Origin of the sequence: Cohnella sp. 56 (assembly GCF_037963805.1) — a bacterium.
Classification (GTDB): domain Bacteria; phylum Bacillota; class Bacilli; order Paenibacillales; family Paenibacillaceae; genus Cohnella.
Genome location: NZ_JAZDQE010000001.1, coordinates 480592 through 495664, shown reverse-complemented (window position 1 = coordinate 495664; position 15073 = coordinate 480592). Strand labels below are relative to the sequence as shown.

The 15073-nt window shown below is 62.3% G+C and carries 10 protein-coding genes; 1 reads left to right on the top strand and 9 read right to left on the bottom strand.

Annotation, left to right across the window (positions count from 1 at the left end; translation table 11 throughout):
- Nucleotides 1-18: 18 nt before the first annotated feature.
- The 4 genes from VQ071_RS02045 to VQ071_RS02030 form a co-directional block, all read right to left on the bottom strand.
- A complete protein-coding gene (locus VQ071_RS02045) occupies nt 19-909 on the bottom strand; it encodes an ABC transporter permease (RefSeq protein WP_340512377.1) in 891 nt (296 codons plus the stop codon).
- An 80-nt stretch (nt 910-989) separates the two neighbouring features.
- The gene (locus tag VQ071_RS02040) at nt 990-1793 is read right to left on the bottom strand and encodes an alpha/beta hydrolase (RefSeq protein ID WP_340512171.1); all 804 of its coding nucleotides are present in this window, start codon (nt 1791-1793) and stop codon (nt 990-992) included.
- A gap of 16 nt (nt 1794-1809) precedes the next feature.
- Complete coding sequence (locus VQ071_RS02035; protein WP_340512170.1) at nt 1810-3216, bottom strand: AbrB family transcriptional regulator; 1407 nt, start codon at nt 3214-3216, stop codon at nt 1810-1812.
- A gap of 12 nt (nt 3217-3228) precedes the next feature.
- On the bottom strand, nt 3229-4707 hold the full coding sequence (locus VQ071_RS02030; RefSeq protein ID WP_340512169.1) for a carboxylesterase/lipase family protein: 1479 nt from the start codon (nt 4705-4707) through the stop codon (nt 3229-3231).
- Nucleotides 4708-4847: 140 nt separating this feature from the next.
- On the opposite strand from VQ071_RS02030, the gene VQ071_RS02025 reads away from it, so the two are divergent.
- On the top strand, nt 4848-5744 hold the full coding sequence (locus tag VQ071_RS02025; protein WP_340512168.1) for a LysR family transcriptional regulator: 897 nt from the start codon (nt 4848-4850) through the stop codon (nt 5742-5744).
- Nucleotides 5745-5831: 87 nt separating this feature from the next.
- Here the strand turns inward: VQ071_RS02025 and VQ071_RS02020 are convergent, their stop codons facing one another.
- The 5 genes from VQ071_RS02020 to VQ071_RS02000 form a co-directional block, all read right to left on the bottom strand.
- Nucleotides 5832-6902: a LacI family DNA-binding transcriptional regulator gene (locus VQ071_RS02020; protein ID WP_340512167.1), complete on the bottom strand. Its 1071-nt coding sequence runs from the start codon at nt 6900-6902 to the stop codon at nt 5832-5834.
- A gap of 145 nt (nt 6903-7047) precedes the next feature.
- On the bottom strand, nt 7048-8043 hold the full coding sequence (locus VQ071_RS02015; RefSeq protein WP_340512166.1) for a Gfo/Idh/MocA family protein: 996 nt from the start codon (nt 8041-8043) through the stop codon (nt 7048-7050).
- A 204-nt stretch (nt 8044-8247) separates the two neighbouring features.
- The gene (locus VQ071_RS02010; protein WP_340512165.1) at nt 8248-10710 is read right to left on the bottom strand and encodes a DUF4832 domain-containing protein; all 2463 of its coding nucleotides are present in this window, start codon (nt 10708-10710) and stop codon (nt 8248-8250) included.
- 1052 nt (nt 10711-11762) lie between these two features.
- The gene (locus VQ071_RS02005) at nt 11763-13487 is read right to left on the bottom strand and encodes a sensor histidine kinase (protein ID WP_340512164.1); all 1725 of its coding nucleotides are present in this window, start codon (nt 13485-13487) and stop codon (nt 11763-11765) included.
- On the bottom strand, nt 13484-15022 hold the full coding sequence (locus tag VQ071_RS02000; protein ID WP_340512163.1) for an extracellular solute-binding protein: 1539 nt from the start codon (nt 15020-15022) through the stop codon (nt 13484-13486). Before VQ071_RS02000 ends, VQ071_RS02005 begins: the two co-directional genes overlap by 4 nt.
- Nucleotides 15023-15073 lie beyond the last annotated feature (51 nt).

Below are 15073 nucleotides of genomic sequence, written 5' to 3'. Positions count from 1 at the left end.
GCAGCTCCCTCCTTTCGTTTAAATGACGCTCTCCTTCGTGATCCGCTTGTAGATGCCGTTGGCGGTCAGGACGAGGAAGATGCCGACCACGGAGTTGAAAATGCCGATCGCCGTGCCGAACGAATAGCGCGACATGCCGATCCCGTAATCGAGCGCGTACAGATCGAGCACCTGCGAATAGTCCGAGACGAGCGCGTTGCCGAGCAGAAACTGCTTCTCGAAGCCGATGCTGATGAGATGCCCGATCGACAGGATGAGCAGCACCATGAACGTCGGCCGTATGCCCGGCAGCGTGATGTGCCACATCCGCCGCAGCCGGCCCGCGCCGTCCACCGTGGCAGCCTCGTACTGCTCCTGATCGATGCCCGCCATCGCCGCGAGGAAGATGATCGAGTTCCAGCCGGTCTCCTTCCACATATCCGACACGGTCACGATCGACCAGAACCAGTTGCCCTTGGCCATGAACTGGACCGGTTCGTCGATGAGTCCAAGCCACAGCAGCAGCTCGTTGACGGGGCCGCCGTCGATCGACAGCATCTTGGAGACGAGGCCCGCCACGACGACCCACGATACGAAGTGCGGCAGGTAGGACACCGTCTGCACCGTGCGCTTGAACGTGCTGCCCCGCAGCTCGTTCAGCAGCAGCGCGAAGACGACGGGCACGGTGAAGCCGACGACGAGGCCCATGACACTCATCGCAAGCGTGTTGCGCAGCACGAGATAGAAGCCGGGGTCCGCGAACAGCGCGCGGAAGTGCTCGAGGCCGACCCAGGTCTGATTCAGAATCGACTTGCCGGGCTTGTATTTCTGGAACGCCATGAGCCAGCCCCAGACGGGGACGTAGCAGAACACGACGAGCCAGCAGATGAACGGGACGGACATGAAGTACAGGTAGCGCTGCCGCGCCATTCGTCGGAAAAAGGAAGCGCGGCGGGCGGGAGAACGGGGAGCCTGAACGGCGGGCATGATCTTGTTGAAGGCGCTGTCGTTCAAGCCTCCCGCCCCCCGATCGGCAGCCACGCGAGGACGCGGCGGATGTATTCGTCCCAGAAGCCCCAATCGTGGCCGCGGTCCGGCGCCCGCTCGTAGACGAGGTCGATACGATCATGAAAGCGGTTGTAAAACGCCTCATTGATCGCGTAGTTGTGATCCGCCGTGCCGCATGCCATGTAAAAGGCGGGCAGCTCTGCGCCGGAGTCAAGATGCTGCTCGAGCACCCAGGCCAGGTCGTTCGGGCTGCGGTCGTATTCCTCGACGGAGCCGAACGTCAGCTTCGCCATCTCGACCATGATCCGGTTGCCGATGCCAGGGTCGGGACCGAGCCGGCTGCGCTGGTCGAGGCTGCCGGACAGGCTGGCCACGGCCGCGAAGCGCTCCGGATGGCGGATGCCGAGCTTGAAGGCGCCGTAGCCGCCCATCGAGAGGCCGGCCGCGAACGTATCCTCGCGGCGGTCCGACACCGGGAAGAAATCCCGCATGATCTCGGGCAGCTCCTCCGCCAGGAAGGTGAAGTAGTCGAAGCCGGACTTCTGGTCCGAATAGAAGCTGTACTGGACGGCGGGCATGACGACCGCGATGCCGTACTGCTCGGCGTAGCGCTCGATGGCGCTGTTGCGCATCCAGCTCGCGTGATTGTCCGAGCCGCCGTGCAGCAGGTAGAGCAGCGGATACGGCCGCCGGTACGAGGCGCTGACATGCCCCGCCTTGCGGCGCAGCCGCTGCGGGACGATCACGTACGCCGAGCTGTCCAGCCCGAGCGTCTCCGAGAAAAATTCGATCTGAATAAACGCCATTGGCGTCTTCCTCCTCTCAAGCGATGACAAAATGAAGCAGACTCGGGAATATGCAGATGACGGCGACCAGCCTGACGGTGTGCATGACGATGACGGGTACCGGATCGCAGCCGAGCTCTCGCGCGATCATCGAGATCTCCTGAATGCCGCCCGGTGTGATGGCGAGGAGGCTCGTGAGCGGATCGAGCCGGGTCCACCTGCTCATCAGCCAGCCGAGTAAGGCGGTGAAGCAGAGCAGAAACGCGAGCTGCAGCACGATCGGGACGACGAGCTCGTGGATCGACGCCAGATGCGCCCGCGTCATGTTCGCCCCGATCAGCGCGCCGACGCCCGCCTGCAGCACGAATCCGAACTGCTTCGGCACGTAGCCTCTGCCGGTCCGCGCGTTGAACCAGGCGGCGCACAGCACGCCGCCGACCATGCCGCCCGCCGGCACGCCGAGGGCGATGAAGGCGAGGCCGCCCAGGATGCTGGCCGCCATCGTCTGCAGGAAGCGGCTGCGGTTGGCCGCGCGGCCGGGTGCGGCGGGCAGGGACGGCTCGGCGGCTGCGGCGGTCGGCGCCGAGCCGCCGGGAACGGCGGTCATCGGCGTGCAAGCTGCGATGTCGACTGAGGCGACCGGCGCCTCGCCGCCGGGCATGGCAGGCATCGGCGCGCGCGCTGCGATGTCGGCTGCGGCGACCGGCGCCTCGCCGCCGGGCATGGCAGGCATCGGCGCGCGCGCTGCGATGTCGGCTGCGGCGACCGGCGCCTCGCCGCCGGGCATGGCAGGCTGCGGCGCGCGCGCTGCGGCCGTCTCGTGCGCGGCTGCGTCCGCTGCGTCGGCGGTGAGGGCGATGCGGGCGACGGCGGCGCGCATCGGCACGCTCGCAGCCGCCGGCGCCGCGCCTGCCGGGATGCCGGCCCGCTCCGGCCGCTGCCGCCGCGCTCTGGCGGACAGCAGCCTGAACAGCGGCGGATACAGCAGATAAATGCCGAACAGGCGGAACACCTGGAGGATGGACACCGTCGTCGTATCCCCCTTCAGCTCCTCGATGATGAGCGCCATGTCGGACACGCCGCCAGGAGCCGAAGCGAACAGCGCCGTCGTCAGATTCATGCCGCACAGCGCGTGGAGCAAATAACCGAGCCCGAGATTGACGGCGATCAGGCCGAGGATGAGCAGCAGCGCCGGCCGGATCATCGCGCGCAGATTGACCAGGTCCGCCCGGCCGATCGCATGCCCGAGCAGCGCGCCGCCCGCGATCTGCAGGACGGGACGGGACAGCACGGGCACGTACGCCGTCCCGCTCAGCAGCTGCATGGCGGAGACGGCCACCATCCCGCCCACCAGCGCGCCGGCGGGCAAACGCAGCCGCCGCGCAGCCCAGCCTCCGGCCAGTGCGACCGCGAACGTCAGCGGCGCGGACAGCCAGCCGGTCACGGCGCCACGCCCTTACCGCGCATGCGCCGGATCGGATGCATGAAGCCGGATGACCTGCATCGGGAAGCGCTTGTCGTACGCTTGCAGGTTCAGCGGCTCCACGCGGGGCGGATCGTCCAGCACGAGCCGGTAGCCGAACTCGCCGGTGCTGCAGCAGGGCCAGGCCGGGAGCCCCGGATGGTTCGGATCGCCCGTCAGCGCGAACGCCATCCATGTGTCGGCGAGCAGCCGCGCCATACCAAGATGCTCCGGCAGGTAGCCCTCGGGATCCTCGTCCGCGGCGACGCCGAACAGATAGGGCATTTCCGACGAATGCGCAGGCGGGCGGGCGCCGGCGAAGTCCCAGCGATAGCACCATACGTCGCACCCGCTCTCCGCCAGCAGCTGCGTGAGCGCCAGGCTCGCGTTGCCGTAGACGTACTGCGTCAGCAGCGCGCCGTACGCCTCCTGCGGGTCCGATCGGCCGAGCAGGCTGCGGTAGCGCTCGTTCAAATAGTTCGCGTTGGCGCCGAATCTGTAGCACAGCTTCTCCAGCGCCTCGGCATCGTCCGCAGGTGCGCCGGCGCCCTCGGACGCCAGCTCGTCTCTGGCGTAGCCGATCATGACTGGCACGCCCCTCGCCCGCCCGGAGGCCAGATACGCCTCCGGCGGCTCCGCGATCGTCAGGCCGTCGATCACGGGCCCGAACAGATGGCCCGGCGAGATGCGGCGGGCGGCCTCGTTCTGTCCGGCGAGCAGCGTCTCGGCGCTCATATGGAGCAGCCCCTCGGCCCGCTCGCCGCCTGCGTCGATGCCGAGCGCATGCAGCGTGAGGTTCGCGAGCGACTCGGCCGTCTCGCGGTCCCGGATGCACTGCACGCCCCCGCTCTGGATGATCGCCCGGCGGTACAGCCCCTGCGCGCCGGGCGCCGCCATCAGGCTCGCGACGGACTTGCCGCCGGCGGACTGCCCCATCAGCACCACCTGGTCCGGATCGCCGCCGAACGCGGCGATGTTGTCCCTCACCCAGCGCAGCGCGAGCAGCTGGTCCAGCAGACCGCAGTTGCCCGAAGTCGCGTACGCCTCTCCCAGCACATGTGCCACATGCAGGTAGCCGAACGCGCCGAGCCGATAGTTGATCGACACCATGACGGCATCGCGACTCCCGACGAGCCTGGGCCCAGATGCTTTCTCGTCCGAATTCGAGCCTTCGAAGTGACCCCCGCCGTGGATGAAAAAAATAACGGGCCGTCTGCCGTCGTCCGCCGCCGGCGTCCATACGTTCAGATTCAGACAGTCCTCCGCGTACGTATAGCCGGGCTCCCTGCGTTCCTGCAGCGCGCGGCTGCCGTATGCCGTCGCATCCCGGACGCAGTCCCACGGCTCCGCGGGCTCCGGCGGCTTGAACCGCAGCGCGCCGACCGGCGGCCTGGCATACGGAATGCCCTTGAACGCATACATGCCTTTTTCCTGGCGGCCCCTGACCGCTCCGCTTTTTGTGATTACGATCAAGCTCTCACCTCTTTCCTTGCGCTCGACAGAACTCAGTATAGGACTTGATCTTGTAAGCGGTCTAATACATAATTTTCTATGGAACATATAGACCCAAGGTTATGTATGGTCAACATGCGGAGCGGGAGGAGTTGTCATTCGTGGAATTGCTGCAGCTCAAATATTTTTGCAAGGTGGCGGAGACGGGCAGCATCACACGCGCCGCCGATGCGTACCGCGTGTCGCAGCCGTCCGTCAGCAAGACGATCGCCCTGCTGGAGAAGGAGGTCGGGACGCGGCTGTTCGACCGCGTCGGCCGCAATATCGAGCTGAACAAGCACGGGCATGCCTTCTACAAGCATGCGCTCGCGATCGTGAACCATGTCGAGGACTCGATCGCCGAGCTGAAGGACCTGTCCGAGGAGCCGAGCGGCAAGGTTCGCCTGCTCATCCTGGCGGCATCCAATCTGATGCCCGACCTGTTCATCAACTTTTACAAGCTGTATCCGAATATTAATCTGCAGCTCGTCCGCAGAGACAAGGAGGAATCCTCGGTCTCAAACGACTGGGACCTGTGCATCTCCGCCACGCCCTCGCGCTTCCCTACGCTCAGCAGCGAGCTGCTGCTGACCGAGGAGCTTGTCCTGGCCGTGCCTGCGGATCATCCGCTGGCCGGGCGCGACAGCGTCGATCTGCGCGATACCGCCGGCTACGACTTCATCAGCTACACGCGCGGCGCCAGCATCCGCACCTTGTCCGATAGCCTGTGCCATGCCGCCGGCTTCGAGCCGCGCATCGTGTTCGAGAGCGACAGCGTGCAGACCGTCAAGGTGATGCTGCAGGCCAAGATCGGCATCGCGCTCATCCCGTCGGTCACCCAGCGCTCCCTGTTCAACGCCAACATCGTGCCCGTCCGCATCGACAAACCCGACAGCCGCCGGGAGATCAATCTGTCCTGGAACGGCGATCGCTACATGTCGCAGGCGGTCCGCACGTTCAAGTCCTATACGATCGAGTTGTTCCGCGCGATCGACCGGCAGCTGACGGGCGAGCCTTGAATTGCATGCCGCAACGCCCAAGAGGCCGCCCTTCAGGATGTTGTCCTGAAGAGCGGCCTCTCTGCTTGTTGGAACATCGTGCGATTGCTATGCGCGTATCCCGTCCGCGTCACGAACGTTGACGCAGCGCACGGACTCGCGCTCGATCAGCTCCGTCGACAGCAGCACGAGCTCCGGGACGACGTCCGGATGCTGCAGGCGGCGGATGACGAGCTCGGCCGCCCGCGAGCCGATCGCCGCCTTGGGCACGCGCACGGTCGTCAGATTCGGCCGCATGAGCTTGGTCAGCGTCAGATCGTCGAAGCCGACGATCGAGATATCCGCCGGACAGTTCACGCCGAGCGCCCCGAGCCGCTTCAGCGTCTCCAGCGCCGTCAGATCGTTGGCGCAGAACAGCCCGGTGATCGGCCGGTCGCGCCGCACGGCGTCCGCGATCTGCTCGTCGAGCTCGGGTGCCGTATACATCCCGTTGCCGCTGACGCCGATGCCCCCGATGACGATCGCCTCAAGCTCCTCCCCCTCACGCGCCGCGAAGTCGCTCACGGCTTCGCGGAATCCCCGATAGCGCTCGCGGAAGCTCCAGGACGTATCCGCATCGCCTACGAAGCCGACGCTGCGGTGTCCGGCTGCGAGCAGATGGACGGTCGCCTCGTACGCGCCGAGGTAATTGTTCGCCAGGATGTGGTCGACCTTCGGATCGAGCCTGCTGGCATCCACCATGATGAACGGAAAATGCTTGGCCTTCAGCGCTTCGATATAGCTGTCCGGCAGGTGGCCCATGGCGATGGCGCCGCTCACCTGCTGGTCGTCGATCGAAGAGAGCAAGCCTTCCTGGGGAGACAGCGATATATCGATGCTGGACAGCAGCATGCTGAAGTTGTGCTGCAGCAGCTCCTGCTCGATCCCCTGGATGACATTGCCCCAATATTCCATATCGTCCAGATAGGCTCTCGGCATCAGCACCGCCATCATTCCCGGCTGCGTGTCCGGACCGAAGCGGCGGGCAGTCTTGAACCGGTAGCCCATCTCCTCTGCGGTTTTCCAGATCGTCTCCCTCGTGCCTTCATTTACCGCCGAATCTCCTGCGAGCGCCTTGGAGACAAGCGCCTTGGAGACACCGAGCCGATCGGCGATCATCTGGAGCGTGATCTTTTTCATGCTTTTATCCTCCAAACCTTCAACTGCAAACTAATATTAGCATAAACAATCTTTCAACTTTTTTCAACCTTGTTGACAAGCAAAAGGGACGATGCACAAAGATTTCTCTCCGCATCGTCCCTGTTACCGGCAAGCCGGCTCCGGCTTAAGCCTCGCTTGGGTACTTGAGCCCCCACTGCGCCCGGATCTCGTCGAGCGTCTCCATGATGCGCACGGTCTCGCCCACGGTCATAATCCCGCTTTCCTTGCGGCCGGCCCGCAGGCATTCCATCGCCTCGATCGCTTGATAGAAGTGGCCGGACGGCTCAAGCTCCTGCTTGAAGGCGACCGGCTCCGCCCCGTTCACATGCAGCGTCGCGGCTTTGGCGAACAGGAAGTTAGGCACCTCGATACGGCCCTTGCTGCCATAGATCACGGCTTCGTTGGTCATCGCGAGGCGCACCGAGCCGTGCAGCGATGCCGTGCGGCCGCCGCCGTATTCGAACAGCAGCGAGAACTGCTCGTCCACGCCCGTCTCGCCGATGACGGCGGAGCTGGCGATCTTCGCGGGCCGTTCGCCGCCGTACACCATCGAAGCGAACGACACCGGATAGATGCCGGCGTCGAGCAGCGTGCCGCCGCCCTTTTCCTTATTCAGCAGGCGCCCTTCGGGGTTCCAGCCCGCATCGAAGCCGAACTCGGCCTTCACGATCCGCACGTCGCCGATGACGCCGCTGTCCAGCCACGCCCGCACCTTTGCGATCGCCGGCAGGTACCGCGTCCACATCGCCTCCATCAGGAACAAGCCCTTCTCCTGCGCGAGTTCCGCGATTTCCTTGGCCTCCGCCGCGTTGATCGTGAACGGCTTCTCGCAGAGCACGGACTTGCCCCCGCGCAGCAGTGTCAGCGCGTTCTCCTTGTGCACCGGGTGCAGCGTGCCGATATAGACGATCTCGACTTCCGGATCGGCGGCCAGCTCCTCGCAGCTGCCGTAGGCGCGCGGGATGCCGAACTTCGCGGCGAACGCCTGCGCCTTGTCCAGCGACCGCCCGGCTACGGCGACGAGCGCTGCGCCCGGTGCGTGCGGCAGCTCCGTGGCGAAGTTGTCCGAGATGCCTCCCGGCCCCATGATTCCCCATTTCACGATACGTTGTTCGGTCATGACGAGTCTCCTTTTCCTATCAGATAACTCTACCTTACCGCATCTGGAGGCGGTTGCATAGCGGGTCGGCCAAAAAATTAACGCGCGTTCACGAGTAGGCAAAGAGCAGCAGGGACATGTCCCTGCTGTCTCCGGTGCGGTACGCCGCTTGAAGGCTGCTGTCGATTCAAGCCAGGAAGCGCCTGTCCGCCAAGCGAATCGCGCCTACTCGAACCTGATCTCGTCGATCGTGAAGTTGCCCGTGAATGCGCCGTGCTTGAACTTTCTGGCCGTGGACTTGTCGAAGCCCGTGAAGTCTGCCAGCGGAATGCGGATCGTCTGGTAGGCGGTCGACGCGGTGACGGTCTTCGTCCCCTTGGCCCCTCCAGCGTCCCACATCGTCACGTTAAACGAGGCGCCGTTCGTACTGCTCTTGACGACGTAAACGAGGTACGTGTAGGCGGACAGATTGACGTTGGTCTCCGCGGCGCTGAAGGTGGCGTCCCACCAGGTGACACCGCTCAGCGTCAGCTCGGAGCCGTTGCACGAGATGCTGCCGTCTCCCCAATAGCCGCCCCCCATATCGTTCGTATGCTGCGAGTTGTATTGGCTGGCGTTGTCGTAATTGTCGAACATCAGCGCTGTCGTGCCGCCTCCGCCGCCGGCGCTCAGGACGATGCGGTCGATGTCGGGCGCATAGCCGCCCGGCTGCGAGAACAGCAGCGTGTTGGACCCCGCCTGCAGATGCACGGTTGCCGTCTTCGCCGCGACCGTCGTCCAGCCGCCGGAGCTCGGGAAGCTGATCGACGTGCCCGCGCCGCCGTTCACGCTGAGCGAGGCCGAACGGCTCGCGTCTCCGTTCAGGTAGTAGATCGTCAGCGTGTAGTCGCCGGCGGAGGGCGCCGTGACGCCGTTGAACCGCAGCGTACCGCTGCCGCCCACGTAGCCGACCTTGCTCCCGCCCGAGCAGGTCGTGCAGCTCGAGACGGCTGCCGGGCTGACGAGCGTGTTGGCGGCTGCCTCCGCTTCATAGGAGGTCGTGCCGGTCGGCGGTGTCGGTGTTGGGGTCGGTGTTGGGGTCGGCGTTGGCGTCGGCGTTGGTGTTGGCGTTGGTGTTGGCGTCGGCGTTGGCGTTGGGGTCGGTGTTGGCGTCGGTGCTGGGGTTGGGGTCGGCGTTGGCGTTGGGGTCGCCCCGCCCGTCAGGGGCGGATCGGCCAGCGTCGTGGACGTCGTGGCGCTCGCGGTCACGCGGAATCCCGACAGCGTCAGCCAGCCGCTGCGGTTCGCATCCTGCCGCGTGTTCGCGAAGCGAAGCGGCTTGCCGTTCGACAGCGGGTTGACGACACGCATGACCAGCTTGTAGTCGCCTGCGCCCAGATTGTGGTTCGCGCTGAAGGCAAAGCCGTAATCCGCGCCGCCTGGCAGCACGCTTTTCAGATTCCAGCTCGCCGTGCCGAGCGACTTGACCCAGACGTCGGAGGCGCCGAGCACGCCGAACTCGACCGGCCAGTTGTAGTAGAACGGCGCCACACCCTTGTTCTGCAGCTTGACGTTGACCGTCAGCGAGGATGCCGGCGAATCGGCCAGCTGTACGCCCGAGTTGTACAGCGTGTAGCCGAGCATCTTGTGCGCGCGCAGCGCATTGGCCGTGGCGGTCGTGCTCGCCAGGGTCGACTTGTAAACTTTGTCGTACATGAGCCAGGAAGCGTGCGTCGTCTCGACCGAGGTCTGGAAGTTCTGGCCGTTCTGATTGGGCCAGGTCTGCCAGAAGCTCGTATCCTGCTGGAGCGGCGGATACAGCTCGCCGCCGATCGGATGCGTCTGCCAGATGTTCTGCAGATTGTTCTGGGAGATGAGGCTCCAGAAATCCCAGGTCGTCTGGGTCAGCGTCTCCCAGGCGAACGAATCGTCATGGTAGCCGAAGGCGTTCTTGAGCGTCGACGTGCTGGCGGAATAGGGGTAACGGGCCAGCACCTGCGTCGTGTGAAACGCGTCTTTGAACGCCGTGAGCAGGCCGTCCATGTTCGACTGGTTCATCTGCCAATCGTTCGGAGCGGTATTGTAGGGCCAAGTATGCCACTCGCCCCAGAAGCCGTACAGTCCCGCCGTCACGAACCCGATCCGCGGATCGCCGTCGTAGCGGGCGCCGAGCGCGGCGACGAACTGGCGCAGCGCCGTATTCAGGTTGGCATCGTTCCAGTCGGGCGCGAGGCTGTGCGTCGACGTGTCGTGGTTGCCGTTCTGGTCGTAATCGCGCGTCAGCAGACCGCCGTTAATCAGAAACTGCGGAATGCCGGTCGTGCGTCCCGGATAGTCGACATAGACGCGAAACGCCGCCTGATTGCCGCGGCTCGCGATATCGTTCAGATAGGCGTCCAGCGGCGCCCAGTTGTATGTGTTCGAGCCTGTCATAAGGTCCCGCAACGATACGTAGAACCACTCCATGCTGTGCGGGAAGCTGTTGTTCGGATCGACGCTTTCCGATGGCTGCTTGGAAAAGGGCAGAAAGCCTTTCAGCGGGTTCTGCTCCAGCCCGGGCTTGTTCGGATCGTACGTCTGGGCCTGCCATTCGCCCGAGGCGGCGGCGTGGGGGAGCTTGAGGTTCATGAGCAGCATCGTGCCCATCAGGATCAAGACCATTATAATGAGCAGCGGCTTTGCGGGTTTTGCGAGTCGTGCGTTCGACATTACATCGTTCACTCCTGTTCGCATGGGATATGTTGCTGAAGCGACCGGCGAGCCTGCCCGCCGTCCCTGCTCCTCCCCCCTCTCCGGCACGGCCGCGCCTCTGCGCTCTAATAACCTCGCAAACTGACCGGTTCCGCGCCTTCGCAAGCGCTTACGTTCTCATCATAAATCACGCGTTTTGCGCGTCGATAGGCCGTAAATTTAAGGTTGAAACCACATTCTTCAGATCCGCCGACAGCCACTTCAGATCCGCCGACAGCCACTCCGAAAGCAACGCTATATAGGACTACTTCGGCTGGCGCGCCTCCTCCAGCTCCGAAAGTAGTCCTATATAGAACTAATTCGACTCAAGTGCAGCCCCGCGCTCCGAAAGTAATCCTATATAGAGCTAATTCAACTCAGTTGCAGCCCCGCGCTCCGAAAGTAGCCCTATATAGAGCTAATTCAACTCAGTTGCAGCCTCGCGCTCCGAAAGTAGTCCTATATAGAACTAATTCGACTCAATCGCAGCCCCGCGCTCCGAAAGTAGTCCTATATAGAACTAATTCGACTCAATCGCAGCCCCGCGCTCCGAAAGTAGTCCTATATAGAGCTAATTCGACTCAATCGCAGCCCCGCGCTCCGAAAGTAATCCTATATAGAACTAATTCGACTCAATTGCAGCCCCGCGCTCCGAAAGTAATCCTATATAGAACTAATTCGACTCAAGTGCAGCCTCGCGCTCCGAAAGTAGTCCTATATAGAACTAATTCGACTCAGTTGCAGCCTCCCACTCCGAAAGTAGTCCTATATAGAACTAATTCGACTCAATCGCAACCCCGCGCTCCGAAAGTAGTCCTATATAGAACTAATTCGACTCAATCGCAGCCCCGCGCTCCGAAAGTAATCCTATATAGAACTAATTCGACTCAGTTGCAGCCTCCCACTCCGAAAGTAGTCCTATATAGAACTAATTCGACTCAATCGCAGCCCCGCGCTCCGAAAGTAGTCCTATATAGAACTACGCACTTGGAAAGTAACCTCGGTCTCTGCGGTCACTGCGGTCACTGCGGTCACTCCGCCTCCCCCTCATCCTGCACCTGCCACACCAGCTCCGCGCATAGCCCGCCCCGCTCGGAGTGGCTGAGGAACAGCCCCGAGCCTTTGCCGAACAGCAGCATCAGCCGCTGATGCACGTTCTGCAAGCCGGAGTCGATCTGATCGCTCGGCGCCGTGCGGATCTTCGTCTGCAGCGACTCCAGCTGCGCCGGCGTCATGCCCGTGCCGTTGTCGTCGACCGTGAGCCGCGCGATGCCGCTCTCCTCCAGCGTGCCCCGGATGCGGACGCCGCCGTACTTCACGGGCTTGCGGAACGCATGCACGATCACGTTCTCGATCAGAGGCTGCAGCGACAGGCGGGGAATCTCCATCTTCAGCATCGCCGGATCGATATCGATCTCGTACTCGAAGTCGTCCGTCAGCATGCGGTGAATGTCCAAATAATTTTCGATCAGATTCAGCTCTTCCTGAATGGTCGCGAAGCTGCTGCTGAGCTTGGTCGTATAGCGGTAATACCGGCTCAAGTTCATCGTCATCGAGACGGCCGCTTCCTTTTCCTCGAGCTCCACCATGCTCTTGATATACGCCAGCGTGTTATAGAGGAAATGCGGATTGATCTGCGACTGCAGCTGCTTGACGTTCGCTTCCTTCGTCCGGATCTGCTCCTTGAGCACATCCTCGATCAGCTCTTCGATTCTAGCGGCCATCGAGTTGAACTTCTGATACACATACCTGAATTCCCCCTTCGGAGGGTCCTTCATCCGGCTCGTATAGATGCCCTTCTCGATGAAGTTCATGCCCTGCATCAGCTTGCGGAACGGAATGCGGATGCTCCGGTACAGCAAGAAGCTCAGGATGCAGGCCATAAATAGCATCATGCCGCTGATCGAATAGAACATCGTCTGGCTGCGTTTGATCGGCGCCATAATCTTGTCGATCGGCACGTAATCCACCAGGTACCAGCCCAGCGGCTGCACCATATCCATATGCACCTGATAAGTGCCGCCGCTCGTCCGGATGAGCAGCGGGTCGGAGGCGCCTTCGGTGCCGACAGGCTCCAGCTCGGGCAGCATCTCCTGTATCAGAGCCTGATTCGCCGTATAATTGTAGATCGGGGTATCGCCCGGCTTGTACAGGAAGGGGTCCTCCAGCCCGTTGCTCTTCATCTCGGACAGATCGCTCTTGATCTCGCCTTCGTCCACCTTGGCGACGACCGTCAGGTCCGCCTCCTCCTCTCTGGCGCTCTTGGCCGGATTGGAGATCGTCTCGATAAAGTAGGCGCTGCCCTTCGGATTCGTCCGGTAGCTCCAGAAGCCGTCCTTGTCCGGCAGCTCCGCGGGCACGGCACCCAGGCTGGAATTGCTCTTGATGACCATCCCTGTCTTGGGGTAGACGACCGCGATGATGCCCTTCCACCGTCCGTACCCTGCCAGCCTGCTGATCTCCTCGGACACGGTCTTGAGCGTGCGATAGTAGAGCAGGTCGTCGTTGAGCAAGTCCGGATAGGCCAGATTGCGCACCTCCGTGCTCTCGTACAGCATCTTCTGGTAGGAATCGTATTGGGCGAACATCTGCCCGAGCTGCCCGACGAACGTCTCGACCTGCGTGCGCTTCGCCTTCACGATCTCCCGCGTCAGGACGCTCGAGCTCGTATGATTCGAGTAGGCGTACAGCGCGATGATCGGCGTCAGCAGCAGCAGCAGAGCGAGCACCATATTGGTGAAAATGCTGGATTTCACTTCGATTCCTCCCGATCCGCGCGGGAAGTCTGTGCAGCCCGGAAATCCGCGTACTGTCGCTTGAATTCGCCCCAAACCTTGTCGTAGCCCGCTTTTTTCAGCGCCTCCATCGAGCCTGGAAATGCCTGGTCATAGCCGACGATGCCCAGATTGATCGGCAGGAACTTCTCGTTGTACACCGCGAGCACCTTGGCGTACTCCTTCTTGACCGGCTCCTGGTTAAAATGAAAGCCGAAAATGTTGGATATTCGCGCGTTGTCGTCGTTATGCAGCATATCCTCTACGACGGAATCGTCCACATTGGTCGTCGGCATGAAGTAATTTTTGTTGCGCCACATCCATTCGTACATGAACTGGTCGTTCGTGAGCAGATGGATCTTGTCGTTCTCGATGCGGTAGTCCTTGCCCTCTACGCCGTAGATGATGAAGTTGTAGTGCTCCTCGCTCTGCAAGATCCAATTCATGAACTGCATGGCGCGCTCGGGGTGAAGCGCCTTCGTCGGAATCATATACGCCTCGTTGGAGGGCGCGACGATGTACTTCGGCTTGTCGGGGGCCAGGTAATACTCTCGAAGCTTGGCACCGGGCTCCGCGTTCTGCACCGTCTGCAGGTTCTCCATCGCCCGCGAGACGGCCCCCACCCGGAACAGCAGCTTGCCCGCGTCCTCCTGATCGATGTTGGCCGCCTTGTTTCCTGCGAGGCGCTTGTCGATCACGCCGATGTCCACCCACCGTTTGCGAACCTGCGCGACCTTCTTGTACAGATCGGATTCGAGATAATCCACCAGCTCGCCCGTGTCCTCGTTCACGGCAAACATCTGATTTTCATCGAGAAAGGTAAGCGGCTGATCCGACAGCTCCCGCCATAGCACATCTTGGCCGCGATCGTTCTCCAGATATCCGTAGTAGCTCGGGTCCCGTTCATGCATTTTCGTATAAAACGCCTCCAGATCGGCGATCGTCCGGATGCTCTTCATGCCGACCGATTCGAGCAGATCCTGGCGCACCATGACCGACGTGAACTTGCCGGCAGAGGTGAACGCCTGGGAAGGAATCGCCCACAGGCTGCCGTCCATCTCATACTGCTTGAAGTTGTCCGCCGGGATGTTCGCCGTCAAGGCCTGTCCGTACGTCTGGAGCAGCGTATCCAGCGGTTGAATATAGCCCTTCGTCTTGTAGTCGGATACGAATGCCGTACCGTACCAGAACAAGTCGTAGCTCTCGCCGGTGGACAGCGCCAGCTCCACCTTGGACTGATAGTCCGCCCAGGGGATATACGTCAATTCCAGCTTGATATTTAAGTCCTGCTTCAATCGCGCGTTCAGCTCGTTGTCGACGAACTCGCGCATGCGCGCCGATTCGTCCCCGGGCATGATCATGCTTAAGGTGACATAGGGCTGCGACGCTTCCGTGGGGCTTTGGTCTGTGGAGTCGCCGATTCCGAAGATGCCTTTGCAGGCAGAAGTAAGCGCAATCAGAACGACCCATGTCAATAAAGCAAAAATACGGGCAGCCGATTGAATTGCAATTGTCACGCTGGGCCGTCTCATCTGGACTTGACCACCTTTAACCTCGAAGAGCGCATG

Coding starts and splice junctions, on each gene's coding strand:
- VQ071_RS02045 (WP_340512377.1), bottom strand. CDS start 909: ATGGCGCGGCAGCGCTACCTGTACTTCATGTCCGTCCCGTTCATCTGC.
- VQ071_RS02040 (WP_340512171.1), bottom strand. CDS start 1,793: ATGGCGTTTATTCAGATCGAATTTTTCTCGGAGACGCTCGGGCTGGAC.
- VQ071_RS02020 (WP_340512167.1), bottom strand. CDS start 6,902: ATGAAAAAGATCACGCTCCAGATGATCGCCGATCGGCTCGGTGTCTCC.
- VQ071_RS02015 (WP_340512166.1), bottom strand. CDS start 8,043: ATGACCGAACAACGTATCGTGAAATGGGGAATCATGGGGCCGGGAGGC.
- VQ071_RS02010 (WP_340512165.1), bottom strand. CDS start 10,710: ATGTCGAACGCACGACTCGCAAAACCCGCAAAGCCGCTGCTCATTATA.